The organism is Photobacterium angustum, assembly GCF_002954615.1.
Lineage (GTDB): Bacteria > Pseudomonadota > Gammaproteobacteria > Enterobacterales > Vibrionaceae > Photobacterium > Photobacterium angustum_A.
On the sequence record NZ_MSCJ01000003.1, the window covers coordinates 38,166 to 53,931 of the forward strand.

A 15,766-nucleotide genomic window follows, 5' to 3' on the forward strand; every position below is an offset into this window, starting at 1 on the left:
AACAATCTTCAATTATAAATAACAAACTTTCACCTAAAATAAGTACGATAATGACATAAATAATCGTCTATTTTTTAATCTGCATAAATGAAAGGAATAATTACGATATAAAATGACTAGGTTTCTTATATAAGCAAGGGTAAAGTATGCTTAAAGAGACCGAAGGTTATAAGGAACTTCGATGAAAGGTATTCTATCTATTCAATCACATGTTGTGTATGGTCACGCAGGAAATAGCTCTGCTGTTTTTCCTATGCAACGTATGGGATTTGAAGTATGGCCACTTAATACTGTGCAATTTTCTAATCACACCCAATATAAAGAAGGTTGGACAGGCAAAGCTTTCTCTGGTGATGATATTAATGAGCTTGTTGCAGGCATTGAAGGCATTGATCAATTAAAGAACTGCGAAGCAGTACTGACTGGTTATCAAGGTAGTGCAGCACAATGTCTTGCGATTATCGATACCGTGAAAAAGGTTAAGCAGCAAAACCCGAATGCAATTTATATCTGTGATCCTGTTATGGGTGATCCAGAAAAAGGCTGTATTGTTGCAGATGGTATCGCTGAATACCTGATTAATGATGTAATGCCTATTGCTGATGCCATCGTGCCGAATCAATTCGAACTAAGCCAATTTGTCGGCATGGAAATCAATAACCTTGCTGATGCTGTTACTGCATGTCAAAAAGCCTTAACAATGGGGCCTAAAATGGTACTTGTTAAGCACTTACACAGTATATCTGATGATAAGTTTACGATGATGCTAGCAACGCAAAATGGTTGTTTCCTTGCGCAACGTCCACATCTTAAGTTTGATAAACAACCTGTTGGTGTAGGTGATTTGATCTCATCATTATTTACGGCAGGGCTATTGAAAGGCTGGGCACCAGAACAGGCTTTTGAACATGCACATAATGCTTGCTACGCGGTGTTAAAAGAAACACATAAACGTGGCGAATGGGAATTACAAACCATTGCAGCACAAGATGAGATTGTTGCACCTAGTGAAGTATTCCCAATCAGCGCAATCAACGAATAAGCCTTGCTCTGATAAAAGAACAAACAAAAAAGCAGCTTAATCGCTGCTTTTTTTATTGCCGAAAATAGTACTTATTGCACTTCCCCATACGCATTAAACGTCACTCGTCTCACAATACTTAACGTTGTTGCCACTGAAATCACCCCTGAAATAAAAATCGCGACCATAATCACTAGTTGGTATTTCACTGCCACCAGCGGGGCCGCTCCACCTAAAATTTGTCCAGTCATCATTCCTGGTAAACTGACAATCCCTAATGTCGTCATCGCGGCTAATTGTGGGGTTAATGCTGCTTTAACTGCTGTTTGTATAAACGGTAAAGCAGGATCAGGAGCTCCTAATGACAAGTAATACTGATATTCAGGATGATTATCTTTTAATAAACTCCCCCAGCGTGATAGTGCTAATACATTTGCCATTAAGCTATTACCAAGCAGCATCCCAGCAATTGGGATCATATATTGTGCTTGCCACCAAGGATTGACTTGAATTACCCCTATCAGCATGACAGGTAAAGCAACCAATAATGCAGCACACTGCCCTGTTATTACTGCAGGCAAAACACGCTTTATATTCACCTCTGCCCGTTTACAAATCGTATAGCTTGCCATTAATGCCATGATAGTTAACCACAGCATGTTTATCGCCACACTCTGCAAACCAAATAAGGTATGAAGATAAATACCCACAACAGATAGCTGTAATGTCATGCGTAATACGCCATTAATTAAGGTGCGATTTAACCCTAACTGCCAACGTTGAAACAAGAATATTGGGATAAGTAGCAGCAGGTAGAAACCCGCCATCGCCAGCCAATGAATATCCAAAGTACTATTGATTGGTTCAGACATTACACTCATCCTTACTCAACGACATAGTATGTACGTGTGTTGCACTTGTTAGCCAAACAGGATCATGTGATACCGAGATACATATTAACGAACTGTCTTCAATCAACTGAATAATATGATCTCGCCCAACGGGATCTAATGCGGACGTTGGCTCATCCATTAACCATATTTCTCGCTGCATAAGTAACCCTCTCGCAATAGCGACACGCTGTTTCTCACCACCAGAAAGAGACGCTATCGTCTTTTCTAATAGCACATCAATACCGGCTTTTTTTAGCGCTGAAAGGCATGCTTGTTCATCTGGTAAGGGTAAATGGCTTATCGCTTTAAGTCGCCATGGAAGGTGAAGTACATCACGTACACATTCTCCTCCCATTACAGCTTGCTGAGGAAAATAACAGATCTGCTGACGCCAAAAATGTAAAGCACTCTCACTTATTGGCTGATCGTTATAAAGTACTTCGCCAGACTGAGGGGCTTTTAAACCAGCAATCACCTGTAACAAGCTACTTTTACCACAACCAGAGACACCTGAAATAGCAAGATGCTGCCCCACATGAAGTGCAGCCGAAAGAGGAGGAGCTGAAGAAGCTTCAAAACCAGAGCGCAATTTATGAAAGATAAGCTGTCGAGGATGAGAAGAATAAGAATTAGCTGACATGATATAGCAACCGAAAACACAACGAATAGAGCTAGTGTATGGGAGCAATAACAGTGACTCAAATAATTTTAAAGTAATGATACCGATAAAGGCATAAATAGAGAGGAAGAGATGATTCTAGCAGATGACAGATACAAAAATGCCGACATAACGTCGGCATTTTTCAAACATTTAACGCAAAAAAGAATTAAGCTTTTTCAACGTTAGCAGCTTGAGGGCCTTTTTGACCTTGTTCGATATCAAAAGCAACCTTTTGACCTTCAGCAAGAGTCTTGAAGCCTTCGCCTGTGATAGCACGGAAGTGAACGAATACGTCAGCGCCGCCGTTGTCTTGAGTGATGAAACCGAAACCTTTTTCTTCGTTAAACCACTTAACGATACCAGTTGATTTAGACATGAGAGTCTCCAATATTTTTTAAATAATTCGCAAAAATGCGTATGTAGCCAGAAAAGAATTATTTACGTTATAGCTTATGAGTGGAAAGCTTCATGACACTGGTATAGCGTTACAGCGAAGATTTTCTAAAACATAATGTTACATATAAATAGGTCTGACTTACAGGCCGAGGACTATAGTAATGATATTTAGGAAATTGTATAGCTTTATTTTTGAAATAATTTATTTTTTAATACCAAGAGCAACAAAGACAATATATATCATAAGGTTAAACACAAATTATCCAGTTAATATTCTATTAATATTTCGTAAAAATCGCATTTTCACTATCACTTTTAGACGATTCCAAAAAATAAAAAGCGCCCTACCGCTTTTATTAATCACATGTAGGACGCATACTTTATTTGCCTAAAACCGCAGAGGTTTATTTTTGTACGCGATCTAGCGTAACAACTTCATAATTTAGCGGTACAAGGGTAGGACGACTTTGCTGGATATAATCAATCACAGCTTGAGCATCTGTATTACAACGCATGTTCGCGGCTTTACAGTTTGGCGCAGCTCCTTGGTAATTCACTTGGTACTTGTCGCCTACTTTTTCAATGTTCTTAACCTTAAAGCCTGTTAACTTGCCATCAACATACGCTAAATCGACACGTCCAGAGTGATCCTTTTGCGCTTGATAAACAGGTGTCCAACCATCATTACCCGTTGCGTTATAATTATTTACTGCAACATTGTAAGTTTTATTATCTTGAATTGGCGTCCAAACTAGGTTCTTTTCTGTGCCAGTCATCACCTCAACATTATTAACCTTGCCTGCTTTATTTGCTTCTGTTTCGGTAAAGCTATAACGAATATGACCGCCATATGGGAATTTACCAGCATGAGAGCCTTCAGGCAGCGTTGCAGAAACCGTTTGTTGTAATAACTGTTTAATCACAGCACCTTTAAGTGGTAACACAGACATAAAGTTTGAGAATGGTAAAAGCTCTAATGACACATTACCTTCACGGTATTCACCCGCCTCAATATTGGTACGAATACCACCCGCTCCGATCAAGGCAAAATCCACTTTCATGCCCGTTACTTTTTGAACTTGAGGCTCATTCGCCCAGTAATATTGACCTTCAGCCATAATAGGCGCGACATCTGATCCATGCTTATCTGTACCACGATCGCCAGGACGTCGCTCATGTTTAATTTCTACTGGCACTTGAGCGATGGTTTTACCGTACGCTTTATCTACTGCTGGTTTGTATTTAGTATCAATACGTTGGCGTAATAAAACATCTTCATCTGTGATCGTGATTTTATCATGATTATCGATGAATTTTTCAACGATTGCAGTTTGTACAGGGGTAAACATATCGCTTTGTTTACGATCGGCATGATGGTAGAACTCATCGTTACTCAGTAAGGTATTGTGACCTGCGCACTTCACCACATCACCGTTCGCATCAAAGCTTACATTTACTCGGCCAATCGCTTGAGCATACTCACCCGCCTGAACGACACATGTTTCAGTCGTACCATTTGGGTTCTTCACCATTTGGGCATACATGCCATTATTGTTTAAACCCAAGTCAGCAAAATCACCTAATAAAGTATGTGAGTGACCGCCAACAATAAGATCAATACCATTAACTTTTGACGCAACATCAAGATCTACCGCATTACCGATATGCGTGAGCGCAATAATATTATCAATGCCCTTACTCTTTAGCATATCGACGGTGGCTTGTGCCGTTTTTACCATATCGTAAAATTTCACATCACCCGTATTAGGTGCAATGTTTGCCATGTTATCTAATGCAATACCAAATACTGCAACAAGATTTTTATCTTTAGGTAAATTATTAATATCTTTAACAATTGTCTTATTATTGCCATCAAAAGCAAAAATTTGGTAAGGACGTAAGTTAGTTTGATCTTTCAGATCAGCATCTTGGCTAGCATCTACGTTAGCCGCAAGCACAGGAAAATTAACGCTACCGATAAAAGCATTTAATTTTTTATTATTTAAATCAAATTCATGGTTACCTAATGCCATCGCATCTAAGCCCATTTTGCTTAGCATGTCAGCATTCATTGCCCCATGGTTTAGCTTAAAGTAAGCACTACCTTGCCAAGCATCACCACCGTGTAAGAACAGTAAGCTTTGATTATCTTTTTTTGCTTCAGCTTTATATTCTTTCGCCATCGTTTGTAAGCGAGGATAGCCACCAAACTCGTTATAAACTTTGGTATCGTCAGCTTTAAAACTAGATTTCACAGGGTCGAAATTAGAGTGGGTATCATTAATATGCGCGACCGTTAGCGTAAAAGGTTGGTGTTGAACGATAGGCGTTGTTGCACACCCTGAAATAGCTAAAGTGATAGAAAGTGCGATAAGAGGCTTGCTAAACATACGAGATCCTTACTCCATTGTAATCGTTTGCGCGAGCAGCATACTCCACATTTAAAACCTTTTCAGCAATGGATATCAAAATAATATTCTTTCAAACTGCCTTTTTATTTGGAATATATAAAAAATGGCTTCTATGGTTGTCTTTCTAGTTGAAAGTACATAAGAAGCCATTTGAAACCATCTAAATAACAAAGTTATTGCAACTGTTGACCTTTGTATTCACCAGTCAACGTTTTAAGGTAAGCGGAGATTTTTTCAATATCACTTTGACTTAGTTTCACGCCAACTTGATACAACGCCATATCATTAACAGCCTGCTCTAATGTTGTAGCACTCGCGTCATGGAAATAAGGTGCAGTTAATGCCACATTACGTAATGTAGGTACTTTAAAGCGATGCATATCATTGCCATCTTTCGTGACATTAAAACGACCATTGTCGACTTCAGTTACATGGCCACGATCGCCAAAGTAATCACCTTTCAGCCCCATCACTTCAAACGATAATCCGCCCATTGCCTGACCGCTATGGCAAGTTTGACATTTATTCGCTTTAAACAACGCATATCCTTCTTGCTCTTGTTGCGTTAATGCCGTTTTATCGCCTTTTAAAAACTTATCAAAACGGCTATTTGGCGTAACGAGTGTTTTTTCAAATTCAGCAATCGCATTAGTAATACTATATTCACTGATCCCTTGTTTAGGGTAGAGTGTCGTAAACTGTGCTTTTAATGCCGAATCTTTATCGAGTTTATCGATAATATGCTGCCAAGAGCCCGCGCCCATCTCTATAGGGTTCATTGGTGGACCACCAGCTTGCTCTTGCAGATCTTTAGCACGACCATCCCAGAACTGATGGATATTAAACACAGAGTTAAACACCGTTGGCGCATTAATTGGACCTTTTGCACCATTAATACCAGTTGAGGTTTTTAAGTGATCAACACCACCACCAGTTAAGCTATGGCACGTTGAACAAGCAACGGTATTATTACCCGATAAACGCTTATCATGGTAAAGCTCTTCACCTAATTTAACTTTTCCCTCATCCACTTCAAAGGTGGTAGAAATTGGCTGTACCGCATAATATTTATATTCTGCAACAACCTGTGGATCAGAATAGTATTTAGCACGTTCTTCTTTAACCCACTTTAATAACACATCCGTTTCTTGCGGTGATAAATCTGAGCGCCAGTGCATGAGTAAGTATTGTTTTGGTGGCATTGCACCATCATCTAGTACCGATTCTAATTTTGCTAAGTCAACTTGAGAGATCGGTTTATTCTGCTGAACCTGATCCATTAATGCTGTGATATTAAATTGACGGAGTGCCTTTTTAACATCATGTGCCATTAACTGTTTTGCCACGGGTAAGTTAGCGTAAAACGGCATTTCGCTGTTGGTTGTGTGGCAGTACTGACAACCTTTTTGGTTAAAAATCTTAAAAGCTTGCTGAGAAAGAGGATCAACTTTAACCAAATTAGCTTGTGAAAGGTATTGTTGATGGAGCTTTTTATCTCCTTGATCAACGGCGTATACCGTTGCCAAATAACCTAAAACACCCGCTCCTATTGCCAATGCAATATACGATGATTTTTTCATGAATATACCTAAAAGAACTATTTCACGAGAAAATAATCGCTTCTAATGTAGATATCCATCTGGAAAAAGTGGACATCACAATAGATAAATCCGATAAAACACAATTTTAACAATAAGTTTTATGTTTACCTATTTAATATCAGTGCATTAAATTCATATGTTAATAAAGCCGTATTATTTACTTAAATATCAACTCTTTGTTTTATTGTTCTAGATCAATTTTTAAAATTGATAAAATTAACTCTCTTTTTTATTTTTAATCTAAATATTAAAATCACACCATCAACTATAGATATCATCATAATAAATAATATGTTAATGATTATAAAAAAGGCAATGTAATCACTTTCATTGCCTTCTAATTTACCCACAGCTCACTATTTAATTATTTCTAGATCACTTCTAGGCACACAGCAACATGCTAGCACTTTCCCTTCAGCACGCTCTTGCGATGAAAGTGCTGGAACCTCTGGTTGTTCTACCTCTCCAGATTTCACTGTGACCTTACAAGCCCCGCAAAAACCGGCGCGACAGCTATAATCCATCTTAATACCAGCCGTTTCTGCTTGTTCTAATAATGTTGCTTGGTTATTCCCTTGGAAAAGCTGTCCATCAATTGATAATTCGACCGTCTTTTTTTCTTCAAGTGCATGACGTACAGGGCCAAACGCTTCTTGGTGATAACGAGAAGCTGCCATTCCCATATTGAGCAATAACTTTTTCGCAGACGACATAAACGCATCAGGACCACAAACAAATACCTGACGTTTATCTAAATCACTCATCATGGCTAAATGACCAATGCTTAGTCGTCCAGATTCACCTTGCCAGTCACGTTTTGGTTGCGTTAATACGATACGTAAATCGAGTGAAGGATGCTTCTCTTCTATTGCACGTAATTCCTCTAAATAAGGAATATCAGCTTCTGTACGGCATTGATGATAAAAGACCACATCACGCACTAAATCATGATCGGATAAATAACGTAGCATCGACATCATTGGTGTTACACCACTACCACCCGAGAGTAATAATAATTTATCAGTATGAACCCCAAGATGAAAATCACCGCTCGGCGATTCAGACACCAATGTATCACCGACTTGAAAATGCTCATGTAACCAATTAGAGATGCGACCGTCATTAACTCGTTTTACTGATATCGCATAACGCCCCGGTCGTGATGGGCTAGAAGATAATGTATAGCGACGAGAAATATACTCGCCATTCACTTCTAGTTGAATAGGCAGGTGTTGCCCCGGTAAATAAGTCGGTAACGCTTGGTTTTCTTGATGAGATTCTAGCCAAAATGTAGTGAAATCTTGTGCTATATCTTCACGCTCTACACACGTAAGCTGTAATTTTTGCTCACTGTTATCTGCATATATTTCTTTCGGTTTCGTTTCTAATATTTCAATGGTGTCACCAACAGAAATAATACCTTCATTACGCGCCACAAGATTTTGCCCGAAATAGACATTTCCCTTTTCATCGGCGCGGAATTTTGCCATCGTAACTAACGGCTCTTTACTTTCGCTAAACGTTGCTGATTTAGGATCGACCGTGGTTAAAATGCATCGAGCACAAGGTTTGACCGCTTCAAACTCAACCTCACCAATCCGAATACGTTTCCAACCATCTTCTGCGAACGCTTCAGTATTACTTACCACTAAGTTAGTTCTAAACTGATCCATTGTGTGGTGCTCACTACTACGCTCGTTAAGCGCTTGAAGCGAGGCTTCACTGATCACTAGTAGCGGATAACCATCAGCAAAACTCACATTTTGCTGGATTTTAGGACGAAGACGGTTTGATTGTTCACCCGTAAACAACAACTGAACGGGTTGGCCTAACACATCACTAAACCACGCATTGGCTTGCTCAGTTGTAGTATAGGCGATGAATGTATCTCCCCAAACGGTTGATGACGCTTCTGCCATATCAAATTGAGCATACTTCAGTACCAAACAGGCTTTATCTTCATAGCTTATTACGATGCCATCGGCAATTAGCGCCGCTTTCACTTTTACCATCTTGGGAGATTTACGTGCCGTGATCATATCACCTGATAGGGTCGCAACCATGAAACGACGATCGAAACTGATCCCCTGTTTTTCGACCCAAACTTTAGATTGGCTGATACCTGCTATTGATTTTACGGGAAAGACATTTAATTGGGATAATTGTGGTGTTTCTAAAGGTGTGCTCACTGCTCTCTCCATGACAATATGTATTAGCAGCAATAGTGTAACGCAGTATCAACATAGCTGAAAAAGAAATCTATCAATCCTTCTTCATCTATTTACGCATTAAAAATGCATATTTACATTACTGGCTTATATCTCTTTTCTATCTGCCTATTTTTTCCCCTTGTGTTAAATTTCGCTTATCAATCATCTTATTTTTATATCGTCTGATTAAGGTTTACTATGCCGCTACTTCATTCTTTTTGGCGTTACATCAAACATTACTTTCCCAATACGGGGCTGCGCCATATTCATACTTCATTGGCCGCTTTAGTGATCTTACAGATTTTAAATAGTAATTTAATGAGCATGACCCATGCAGGTGAAATTGAAGGTGGTGTTTTATCTACCTTTTTCTTATGGGTGCACATTATTCTTGGCATACTGACCGTTGTCGTCACGCTGGCAATGATTAGCTATATGTTAGTTAAACAATCATTCCGCCAATTCTTTCCTTATCTTTTTGGTGACAACACCGTTCTATTCGATGACTTAAAACAACTTCGCCACGGTAAATTGCCCGAGCCAAGAGAAAAAGGCTTAGGGAATATTATTCAAGGACTAGGTATTGGCGCTTTGATCTTAATTGAAACAGCTGCACTGATATGGCTAGCACTTTGGTTAAGTCACTCACCTTATGCCAACGATGCGAGAGAGATCCATAAATCGCTGACAGGTTTAATTGAAGCATACTTAATTGGCCATGGCGGTATGGCACTGCTTCACTTCTTTATTGAACGTAAGAAGTTCGCTTGATTTTAAACACGCTTTATAAACAAAAAGCATAGCCTAGTAATGTTTGCATCCCATGATTTAGCAAACATTACTAGGCTATGATATTTATCATCGAAAACGAATGTCATATTAGTAAATAGCTCAAACCAATGAGCTATTTCATATCAGGTAGTTTTTAAAATATATCAACAAGATAATTACGTCATTGATGTCACTAACGCCTTACCAACGCCGTGAGCACTGGTAGGGTTTTGGCCAGTAATCACTCGTTTATCAACGATAACCAGCTCTTGCCAAGGCTGTACTTTATTAAAGCGCGCTGCCTTTCTTGAAAGCGCCTCTTCCAATAAAAATGGAATATGAGTAATAGTACCGAAATCTATTTCTTCTTCACGTGTAAAGCCCGTTACCGATATAGATGCAAGTAAGCTGTCACCACTACTTAATGTAATAGGAAGCAGTGCCGCAGGGCCATGACATACCGCCGCTATAACGCCACCGTTTTCATAATGTTTTGCTGCTAATTGAGCAAAGTCAGTATTGCTGGAAAGATCAGATAGCAGACCAAAGCCACCTGGATAAAATACAGCATCGTACTCATCAATATTCACTTGTGAGACGGGAATCGTATTATTGATTCGGTTCTGAAAATTATCATCCGCCAACACAATGCGGTTTACCTCATCACCTTCGATATCCGTACCATAAAGTGGCGCTTTACCCCCTTTAATCGATGCGATTTCATAGTCAAAACCAGCTGCAGTCAGCTCATGAATAACGTGGGTTATCTCTGGTGAGTAAGTGCCATTCGCTTGGTCAGTATCGCCCAGAGTTGCATGATTCGTTACAGGGATCAGGATCCTTTTCATTGTCTTTTCCTTGAATTATTGAGTGCGTAAACATGTTAATTCAAATCAATATGGCTGATAATACAGAAAATCGGCAAATCATTGTTGTTAAATAGCAAAGATAAAGGTCTATGAATAGTTTCGATGGGATCATTGAATTCGTTGCAGTCGCTGAAAGCCATGGCTTTTCGTCTGCGGCTAAACAACTCGGTTGCAGCACAAGCCACGTTAGCCGACAAGTCTCAAGGTTAGAAGAGAGATTAGGTGTCGCCTTATTAGCTCGCTCAACCCGACAGGTCAATTTAACCGATGCTGGACAACTGTATTATCAACAATGCAGAGGGCTGGTAAATGGATTACAACAAGCCAGCGAAAGCTTAAACACACAGCAAATTACGCTGAGTGGAACATTACGCGTCAGCGCTGCTGGTGCATTTGCCGAAGAGCATGTCGCTCCTGCGCTAATGGCATTCGCGAAGTCTTACCCAGATCTTACTATCGAGATGGATTTTAACTCTCGTATGGTGAATTTTATCGAAGATGGTATCGACTTTGCGATCCGTTACGGGGCACTAAAAGATTCAGGTTTAGTCGCGAGAAAACTCGTTGATCGCCCAATGGCTGCGGTTGCCAGCCAAGATTATTTAGCCCGTTATGGAGAGCCAACTCACCCTAGCCAATTGAAACAACATAGCTGCATTATTGCTAATAATGACCACTGGCTCTTTGAAAAAGAAGGCAACACCATTAATACCCGTGTTCACGGTCGATGGAAAAGCAATAACTCCAATGCTGTTATCTCGGCATGCGAAGAAGGACTAGGTATCGCGTATATGCCAAAAAGCAGCCTAGCAAAAGGGTTGGATTCAGGTTCACTTGTTCCGATACTGCAAGATTTTTGGGGTAAAGGTAATAGCAGTTGGATCGTATATCAAAATCAACGTTTTCTTCCTGTCCGTGCTCGCTTGGCAATAGACTATTTAATTAATTATTTCTCTGATTGGGATTCGCTACATAAATAAACCCTTAGCCATTGCTTTCATCTTTTGGGTAGATTGGCTCTATTTTCTTGGGGATTACTTACTCAATAACAATATAAATCAGTAAGTAAACATAACGTTTTTATTTCAAATAAATCTATAGCACGTTGAGAGACAACATGACTGAATTCGAAAAAATGCTTGCAGGTGAAGACTTTGACGGCGGCGCAAACTGTATTAACCAGATTCGTCAAAATGCTTCGAACTTATTACAGACCATTAATCAAAGTACAGATGACTCTCAGCGTCATGAACTATTTCAACAGCTAATGGGAAAGATTTCAGCATCGAGTCACATCCGCTCCCCCTTTTATTGTGAGTTCGGTAAAACGATCTCGATTGGGGAAAAGACCTTCATCAATATGAACGTAACAATGTTGGATGGCGCTAAAATTATTATTGGCAATAACGTAATGATTGGCCCGAACACCCAGCTTTACTGTGCTAGCCATGATCTAAACTATCTCAATCGCCGTAACTGGGAAACCATTTGTGATCCTATTACGATTGAGGACGATGTATGGATTGGTGGCAATGTTGTGATCAATAAAGGTGTGACCATTGGTGCGCGTTCTGTGATTGCCGCTAACTCTGTGGTTAATACCGATGTACCACCTGACTCTCTATATGGTGGAACACCTGCAAAGTTAATCAGAATTATTCATGAGAACCAATAGGCGATCAGGGTTTAGCAATAATCTTATGCATGATGCATAGCCACATAACATAACGAGTTTGTCTAATATGTGAATTAGCCTAGTAGCTAACTCACATATGGACAAAAACTGCTTAGATTATTTGCTTTATTTAATCTGGTAGACATTAGTAAATATAAGGATAACACTTCCCATCACCCGTAACTGATAAGTGTTAATCAAGGCAATAATTATTCGTATAGTTTGATTAGTTGAGTACTGAGCCAATTGCTAAAGGTTTCGTCACGCTCAAGTTTTTATACCAGTTGCTGAAAACCAAGTCAAAATCCTTAAGAACTACGCGACCCAAATCATGATTTCTGTACTTTTGACACAATTGAAAAAGCTGCTGGCTATAGCGAATTAGTGAGCTATGTACTGTGAATAGCTTGTAACGACTATAAAAGTTACCCTTAGTCCCGAATCACTTAGCTGAGTCCTAAGTTTATTTCTGAACTGTTTCTAAGAGTTATTAGCATGAAAGCCTTGAAGCACAATACAATTAGTTGATGCACTAATACCACGATATTTAATTTCTATTGGTTTTATTGAGCTCAATACTGATAAAATATATCAGAAAAAAAATTGATATTAATGTCACTCAATTCAAAGTTAACTGTAGGCTCAATATACCCATTAAATTATTTGCAACAGCCCCGAGCCATAATATTAACTTAGAGGCTCACTACCTAGTTCCAATATTTTTGTGAAAGCCTTTAAATCCGCAGAAGAAGCATTAAGGAGTATCTTCTCCCATTCCTTGTTAATAGAATCGTTGATATTTCTATTAACAATAAGTCCTTGCTTCGTGATTTCTATTTTAAGCCGCCTCATATCGTTTTCGACTTCAGTGGCGCTAACTAGATGTTGCTCTTGAAGCCGCTTAATTGATCGAGTGAGGTTTTGATGAATTGTTCCAAGATTTTCTGCTAGTTGTCTCTTTGTCTGAGGGCCTCTAATACTTAACTCATCAAGGATTACTCTATCAACGTAAGTGACCCCAAAGCTAGAACAAATGGGGGACAATTTGTTCTGCCATATAATAGTATTAGAACGCCAAAGTCGAGTTAAGTAGCCAAAATCAGGCATGTTATTTAGTTCTCAGTGAATATAATAAGAGAAGCCTGAGTATATCAAACCCACGCTAATACAAGCAAGAATCAAATGGGACAGCCTGCTGATAATGTTTATTGTTATTTCACCTATTAATGACTCTATTGATTTACTAAAGTAGAATAAAGTACCTAATAATAGTGTGAGTGTTATTGATGCGGCACTTATCGAGATCTTATTTAAGAAGTTATGCGAGCTAAATTTATCATTTGATAAGCTCATTAAAACTGATAACGAAGCCGGACCTGCAATAATAGGAATAGACAGAGGAACTATTGCTATATTGCTATCGGTGACGAGGTTTGTATCTGCGTCCTGATTTAATCCTCGAAGACTCGATATGAGCAGTGAAAGGCCTCCTGCTATTTGTAAAGAGGCTAAATTAATCCCCAAAATATTAAATATTTCTATTCCAAACCAAGTTGTAATCAGAAATGTAAGAACTACTGATAAAGTTGTTTTTACAGCTATATCCTGAACCTCTTTTTTATTTATTGACCTAGTGTATGTAATAAAAATAGCATACATAGTTATTGGATTTAAAATGACAACCAGTTTAATAAATGAATATATGTAACTGTCTAATAACATTGGAAGACCTATTTTTTATTGATAGCATCCCTGCATACTTATCTAATAACTTCAAAAATACAGTACTTAGAGTAATTATTTTGGAATTATATGTAGATATATCCATCTTACCTTTTAATATTTGACTTTAAGCGATGTCTTAAATATTTATACTTATTTAATCTATTATTGTTTTATGAACTTTCCATCTTGAATTATCATCGATATATTGCTTCCATTCTCATCGAATAGTTCAATATTTTCTAATGGGTTTTCTTTTAGTACCAAAAGATCGGCAAAAGCTCCATTGGATATGATACCTAGCTTTCCCTCCATATTCATCATTTTGGCGTTCACATAGGTAGCCGAGTGAAGAGTTTCGAATGGAGTATCTACCTTAGATCGAAGCTTGAACTCCGTAGACTGGTATTGCATAAGTTCACCTAGTAGATCGGTTCCAAATCCAACGCTTACACCATTGTCTTTTGCGCACTTAATTGATTCTAGTGCTTGTTTTTGAACTAGTTGTAACTTTTCAAGCGTATGCGCTGGAGTTTCAATTATGGAACCATACTGAGTGAATGCGTTGTAGATTGCTAATGTTGGCACCAAGTAAGCTTTATGTTGACTCATTACTTTGGCAGCTTCCATATTTAGCAAGTTACCATGTTCGATACTCTTTACCCCAAGCTTTATACTTCGAATAATTGCTTCTGGTGTGTAGGCGTGAGCCATGACGTAAGTGCCAAAGTGATTTGCCTCGTCTACGATTGCAGAAATCTCTTCATCTGAAAACTGAAGGTTTGTTACTTTATCTGTTGGAGAGGCAATACCACCACTAGCCATTATCTTTATTTGGCTCGCTCCTTGCCTTAATTGTTCACGAGTAGCTTTGCGTACTGCAGAGACACCGTCACAAATCATAGAAATGGAAGAAGCACTTTTTAGACTGCAAGCACAAGGCTCAAAAGCATCAGTTTTATGTCTAAAATCACCATGACCTGCTGTTTGACTAAGTGCTTTTCCGCTAATAAATAGTCGAGGTCCGCAAATGATTTTTTTATCAAGAACATCAAGAATGCCAGCATCAGCACCACCGGCATCACGAACTGAAGTAAAACCTCTTAATAACATTTGATGCATTTCTTTAAAGCTTTTAGCGTAGATAGCAGCTTGGTGCTCATTCTCTTGATATAGGTTAACCAAATTGGCAGTAACATGTACGTGGGCATCAATTAATCCTGGCATAACATATTGCCCTTCAAGATCGATAACATCTATATCTTCATATATTGGCTCATATTTTTCTGTTACTTTGGATATTTTATTGCCATTAATAAAAATGTTTCCTGAAGTTATTTTGTTTTGTTTACCATCAAAAATTTTAGCATTAACTAATAGCTTTTTCATTATAATAAAATCACCCCTTGGTTTATTTGTCCGTAAAATATAACAAAACAAAAAAAGAAAGCAATGCTTTCTTTTTTTTGTGTGAGTGTGAAAAATTAACTTTATCTTATAGTATGATTTTGACCAGTAACCGGCGTTTTTGCCTAA

14 protein-coding genes are annotated in these 15,766 nt (G+C 38.6%); 4 read left to right on the forward strand and 10 right to left on the reverse strand.

What is annotated here, in order from left to right; genetic code table 11:
- The first annotated feature begins 181 nt into the window (after positions 1 to 181).
- Complete coding sequence (gene pdxY / locus BTO08_RS14875) at positions 182 to 1,042, forward strand: pyridoxal kinase PdxY (RefSeq protein ID WP_105061501.1); 861 nt, start codon at positions 182 to 184, stop codon at positions 1,040 to 1,042.
- A 71-nt stretch (positions 1,043 to 1,113) separates the two neighbouring features.
- Here the strand turns inward: pdxY and BTO08_RS14880 are convergent, their stop codons facing one another.
- The 6 genes from BTO08_RS14880 to BTO08_RS14905 all read right to left on the reverse strand — a co-directional run bounded on the left by BTO08_RS14880 (position 1,114) and on the right by BTO08_RS14905 (position 9,172).
- Positions 1,114 to 1,893 (reverse strand): ABC transporter permease, encoded by a 780-nt coding sequence (locus tag BTO08_RS14880; RefSeq protein WP_242446273.1) that lies wholly within the window; start codon positions 1,891 to 1,893, stop codon positions 1,114 to 1,116.
- On the reverse strand, positions 1,886 to 2,554 hold the full coding sequence (locus BTO08_RS14885) for an ABC transporter ATP-binding protein (RefSeq protein ID WP_105061502.1): 669 nt from the start codon (positions 2,552 to 2,554) through the stop codon (positions 1,886 to 1,888). The genes BTO08_RS14880 and BTO08_RS14885 overlap by 8 nt, the downstream gene beginning before the upstream one ends.
- 187 nt (positions 2,555 to 2,741) lie before the next feature.
- Positions 2,742 to 2,951, reverse strand: coding sequence for a transcription antiterminator/RNA stability regulator CspE (gene cspE, locus BTO08_RS14890; RefSeq protein WP_006644751.1), 210 nt, complete (start codon positions 2,949 to 2,951; stop codon positions 2,742 to 2,744).
- 424 nt (positions 2,952 to 3,375) lie between these two features.
- Positions 3,376 to 5,361: a bifunctional metallophosphatase/5'-nucleotidase gene (locus BTO08_RS14895; RefSeq protein WP_105061503.1), complete on the reverse strand. Its 1,986-nt coding sequence runs from the start codon at positions 5,359 to 5,361 to the stop codon at positions 3,376 to 3,378.
- A gap of 194 nt (positions 5,362 to 5,555) precedes the next feature.
- Complete coding sequence (locus tag BTO08_RS14900) at positions 5,556 to 6,962, reverse strand: cytochrome-c peroxidase (RefSeq protein WP_105061504.1); 1,407 nt, start codon at positions 6,960 to 6,962, stop codon at positions 5,556 to 5,558.
- Positions 6,963 to 7,339: 377 nt separating this feature from the next.
- Positions 7,340 to 9,172: a hybrid-cluster NAD(P)-dependent oxidoreductase gene (locus BTO08_RS14905; protein ID WP_105061505.1), complete on the reverse strand. Its 1,833-nt coding sequence runs from the start codon at positions 9,170 to 9,172 to the stop codon at positions 7,340 to 7,342.
- Between the two features lie 219 nt (positions 9,173 to 9,391).
- Here BTO08_RS14905 and BTO08_RS14910 point away from each other — a divergent pair, with 219 nt between their 5' ends.
- Positions 9,392 to 9,964 (forward strand): cytochrome b/b6 domain-containing protein, encoded by a 573-nt coding sequence (locus BTO08_RS14910; protein WP_105061506.1) that lies wholly within the window; start codon positions 9,392 to 9,394, stop codon positions 9,962 to 9,964.
- Positions 9,965 to 10,140: 176 nt separating this feature from the next.
- Here BTO08_RS14910 and BTO08_RS14915 read toward each other — a convergent pair whose 3' ends face one another.
- Entirely contained in the window at positions 10,141 to 10,812 is a 672-nt protein-coding gene (locus BTO08_RS14915) for a type 1 glutamine amidotransferase domain-containing protein (RefSeq protein WP_105061507.1), read from the reverse strand.
- 110 nt (positions 10,813 to 10,922) lie between these two features.
- Between BTO08_RS14915 and BTO08_RS14920 the strand changes: the two genes are divergently transcribed.
- Positions 10,923 to 11,813, forward strand: a complete 891-nt coding sequence (locus BTO08_RS14920) for a LysR family transcriptional regulator (RefSeq protein WP_105061508.1) — start codon at positions 10,923 to 10,925, stop codon at positions 11,811 to 11,813.
- Between the two features lie 137 nt (positions 11,814 to 11,950).
- A complete protein-coding gene (locus BTO08_RS14925; protein ID WP_105061509.1) occupies positions 11,951 to 12,508 on the forward strand; it encodes a sugar O-acetyltransferase in 558 nt (185 codons plus the stop codon).
- 687 nt (positions 12,509 to 13,195) lie between these two features.
- Here the strand turns inward: BTO08_RS14925 and BTO08_RS14930 are convergent.
- The 3 genes from BTO08_RS14930 to BTO08_RS14940 all read right to left on the reverse strand — a co-directional run bounded on the left by BTO08_RS14930 (position 13,196) and on the right by BTO08_RS14940 (position 15,619).
- Entirely contained in the window at positions 13,196 to 13,615 is a 420-nt protein-coding gene (locus tag BTO08_RS14930) for a MarR family winged helix-turn-helix transcriptional regulator (protein ID WP_105061510.1), read from the reverse strand.
- A gap of 12 nt (positions 13,616 to 13,627) precedes the next feature.
- The gene (locus tag BTO08_RS22565; RefSeq protein WP_105061511.1) at positions 13,628 to 14,230 is read right to left on the reverse strand and encodes a MarC family protein; all 603 of its coding nucleotides are present in this window, start codon (positions 14,228 to 14,230) and stop codon (positions 13,628 to 13,630) included.
- 165 nt (positions 14,231 to 14,395) lie between these two features.
- Positions 14,396 to 15,619 carry a metal-dependent hydrolase family protein gene (locus BTO08_RS14940; protein WP_146108437.1) on the reverse strand — a complete coding sequence of 408 codons (1,224 nt, stop codon included), beginning with the start codon at positions 15,617 to 15,619 and terminating at the stop codon, positions 14,396 to 14,398.
- Between the last annotated feature and the right edge of the window lie 147 nt (positions 15,620 to 15,766).

Coding starts and splice junctions, on each gene's coding strand:
- pdxY (WP_105061501.1), top strand. CDS start 182: ATGAAAGGTATTCTATCTATTCAATCACATGTTGTGTATGGTCACGCA.
- BTO08_RS14925 (WP_105061509.1), top strand. CDS start 11,951: ATGACTGAATTCGAAAAAATGCTTGCAGGTGAAGACTTTGACGGCGGC.
- BTO08_RS14920 (WP_105061508.1), top strand. CDS start 10,923: ATGAATAGTTTCGATGGGATCATTGAATTCGTTGCAGTCGCTGAAAGC.
- BTO08_RS14910 (WP_105061506.1), top strand. CDS start 9,392: ATGCCGCTACTTCATTCTTTTTGGCGTTACATCAAACATTACTTTCCC.
- BTO08_RS14895 (WP_105061503.1), bottom strand. CDS start 5,361: ATGTTTAGCAAGCCTCTTATCGCACTTTCTATCACTTTAGCTATTTCA.
- BTO08_RS14880 (WP_242446273.1), bottom strand. CDS start 1,893: ATGTCTGAACCAATCAATAGTACTTTGGATATTCATTGGCTGGCGATG.
- BTO08_RS14940 (WP_146108437.1), bottom strand. CDS start 15,619: ATGAAAAAGCTATTAGTTAATGCTAAAATTTTTGATGGTAAACAAAAC.
- cspE (WP_006644751.1), bottom strand. CDS start 2,951: ATGTCTAAATCAACTGGTATCGTTAAGTGGTTTAACGAAGAAAAAGGT.
- BTO08_RS14915 (WP_105061507.1), bottom strand. CDS start 10,812: ATGAAAAGGATCCTGATCCCTGTAACGAATCATGCAACTCTGGGCGAT.
- BTO08_RS14900 (WP_105061504.1), bottom strand. CDS start 6,962: ATGAAAAAATCATCGTATATTGCATTGGCAATAGGAGCGGGTGTTTTA.
- BTO08_RS22565 (WP_105061511.1), bottom strand. CDS start 14,230: ATGTTATTAGACAGTTACATATATTCATTTATTAAACTGGTTGTCATT.
- BTO08_RS14930 (WP_105061510.1), bottom strand. CDS start 13,615: ATGCCTGATTTTGGCTACTTAACTCGACTTTGGCGTTCTAATACTATT.
- BTO08_RS14885 (WP_105061502.1), bottom strand. CDS start 2,554: ATGTCAGCTAATTCTTATTCTTCTCATCCTCGACAGCTTATCTTTCAT.